Below are 2,603 nucleotides of genomic sequence, written 5' to 3'. Positions count from 1 at the left end.
ATGTGGCCTTGGCCGCCGACGACGGCAGCGGCCGGCTTGCCGTCATCCGCCTCGACGTCAATCGCGGTCCTTCCTCCGCGCGCAACATCGCCATCCAGGCCTCCAGATCGCCCTTCATCAGCATCCTCGACGCCGACGATTTCTTCCTCGAAGGCCGCTTTCGCCGGCTTTTCGCCGCCGCCGACTGGGATTTCGCCGCCGACAACATCATGCTGATCCGCGACGACGCCGCGCCCGACCTCGCCAGGGTCGCCGCGCCGCCTTTCGCCGCCGACCCGGAATTCCTCGATTTCGAGCGCTTCATCGACGGCAACATCTCGCGGCGCCGCGTCCTGCGTGGCGAGCTCGGCTTCCTCAAGCCGGTGATCAGCCGGGCCTTCCTCGAACGGCACGGGCTGACTTACGATGAAAACCTGCGTCTTGGCGAAGACTACGAGCTCTATGCGCGCGCAGTCGCCCGCGGGGCGCGCTTCAAGATTATCAAGTCCTGCGGCTATGGCGCGATCGTGCGCGCCGATTCGCTGAGCGGCCGCCACAGGACGCAGGATCTGAAGCGCCTTGCCGATGCCGATCTGGCATTGCTTCAGATCGACAATCTTCCCGAGCGCTCGAAAGCGGCGTTGCGGCGCCATGAGCGTCATGTCCGCGACAAATACCGGCTGCGCAACTTCCTCGACGTGAAAGCCGAGCGTGGCCTGGCGTCGGCCGCGGCTTACGCCTTCGCCAGCCAGTCGAATCTGTTCCCGATCGTTCGCGGCGTCGCCACCGACAAGCTCGACGCGCTGTTCCGCCGCACCGGCATTGCTCCAAGGCAGCAAGTTCCGCCGATGCGCTTCCTGATGGCGGCAAGCAGCGCCGCAAACGAGTGATTCCGTATCGCCCCGGAAGCCGCAGCCCTCAAAAAATCCGCATTCGCAAAACTATGATGTTGCCTAGTCGCCGCGGGGGTGGCAGTCTATGCTGCAATGCAGCAATTTCGAAAGGCCGGCAAGATGGCTTCGATTTTTGGCTTCAGATCCCGGGATCCGGCTCGCGACCGGCAGACCGATCTCCAGCGTTTCGACCGGCTTGCGAAGCTGTTCGATCAGATCGCGGCCGAGATCGAGACGGAGAAAACGGGTTTGGAGAATCGCTACAGATCGACGGCAGCCAACGCGGCCTTCCTGGTCGAGGCGATGGAGAATGGTTCGGCATCGGCGAGCAAGGGATCGGATGTCAGCGCGATGACCAACTCGATCCTGAACTGCGAGCGGCGCATTGCGGAGCTCGCTCGCCAGAAAGGCCTGGTGAAGGAACTGCGCCGTTCGCTCGACGCGATTGTCGAGGATGGCGCCGATCGGTCTGCTTCGCAGTCCGCGGCAAGAGGCTGACGGCGGCCGCAAGCGCCGTCATCGGTACGAGGCACTAGAGGAGTTCAAAAGGGCGCAGGATCAGAGGCGGCTCGCTCGCTCGAGCCAAGAATGACTTTGGGTTGGGGCGGAACAACACAAGGTGAGTTTGTTATGAATGCAGATCCCAACAACCCCTCCACCGTGGCGGCTTGCGAGATGTCGCATGCGCCGGGGAGTGGATTAGCCGGCCTGCGGTTCGGCGCGGCCAGCGTCCTGTTTGCAGTCGTGGCGACCCTGCATCCCGCGCATGCGCAAGGGACCCAACCAGAGCTGAAAAGCGCGCCGTCCTTCGTCGACAATTTCTCCAATTTCAGTCAGTCCCGCTGGTTCGTCTCGGACGGCTGGACCAATGGCGCCCATCAGAACTGCACCTGGTCGAAGGATCTCGTGCGGCTTTCCGATGGCGTGCTGTCGCTGAGCTTCGAAAAGCGCAAGCTGAAGGACCGCGAGTTCGCCTGCGCCGAGATCCAGACCAAGCAGCGCTACGGCTACGGCGTCTACGAGGCGCGGATGAAGACCGGCACCGGCTCCGGGCTCAACGCCGCCTTCTTCTCCTATATCGGCCCGCAGGACAAACAGCCCTGGGACGAGATCGACTTCGAGGTCCTCACCAAGGACCCGTCGAAAGTGCAGGTCAACAGCTACATCCAGGGCAAGCCGAAGAACGCCAAGCTGGTCGACGTCGCGGGCGGCGCCGACAAGGACTTCAACGACTACGGCTTCGTCTGGGAGAAGGACAGGCTGCGCTGGTACGTCAACGGCAAGCTTGTCCATGAGGTGACCAACCCGGACGAGCTGCCTACCCACTCGCAGAAAATCTTCTTCAGCCTCTGGGGCAGCGACAAGCTGACCAATTGGATGGGCGCCTTCGTCGACCCGGGCAGCAAGGTCACCATGCAGGTCAAGCGCGTCGCGTTCACCGCTTTGGGCCAGCCATGCCAGTTTCCGGAATCGCTGGCATGCAGCATAAGTAACAGCAACTGAGCATGATCCCCGAAAGTGGCACCCGGTTTCGGGGATCATGCGGAAATAACCAATCATGATCCCCAAAAGTGGAACCGGTTTTCGGGTAAGATCATGCGAACCAGCCAGGCCGTTGGGCTTGGGAACATCTGAACCAGCCGGGCCGCTTTGTGGCCCGGCCTTTGACAGGAATAGAACCAAATGAATTTGACGGTGTTTGGGATTGGCTATGTCGGTCTCGTCCAGGCG

3 protein-coding genes are annotated in these 2,603 nt (G+C 62.1%); all 3 read left to right on the top strand.

Features of this window, described 5'->3' with window-relative positions; genetic code table 11:
* A partial coding sequence (locus tag EOA27_RS31275) for a glycosyltransferase (protein WP_127258083.1) occupies window positions 1–869 on the top strand: 869 nt, incomplete at its 5' end.
* Window positions 870–992: 123 nt separating this feature from the next.
* The gene (locus tag EOA27_RS31270) at window positions 993–1,370 is read left to right on the top strand and encodes a hypothetical protein (RefSeq protein WP_095817674.1); all 378 of its coding nucleotides are present in this window, start codon (window positions 993–995) and stop codon (window positions 1,368–1,370) included.
* Window positions 1,371–1,547: 177 nt separating this feature from the next.
* Window positions 1,548–2,375, top strand: a complete 828-nt coding sequence (locus EOA27_RS31265; protein ID WP_145970653.1) for a family 16 glycosylhydrolase — start codon at window positions 1,548–1,550, stop codon at window positions 2,373–2,375.
* Window positions 2,376–2,603 lie beyond the last annotated feature (228 nt).

This window comes from Mesorhizobium sp. M2A.F.Ca.ET.037.01.1.1 (genome assembly GCF_003998075.1).
Taxonomy (GTDB): Bacteria; Pseudomonadota; Alphaproteobacteria; order Rhizobiales; family Rhizobiaceae; genus Mesorhizobium.
Note: the sequence above shows the minus strand (reverse complement) of the source record. Positions and strands in the feature narration are given on the sequence as shown.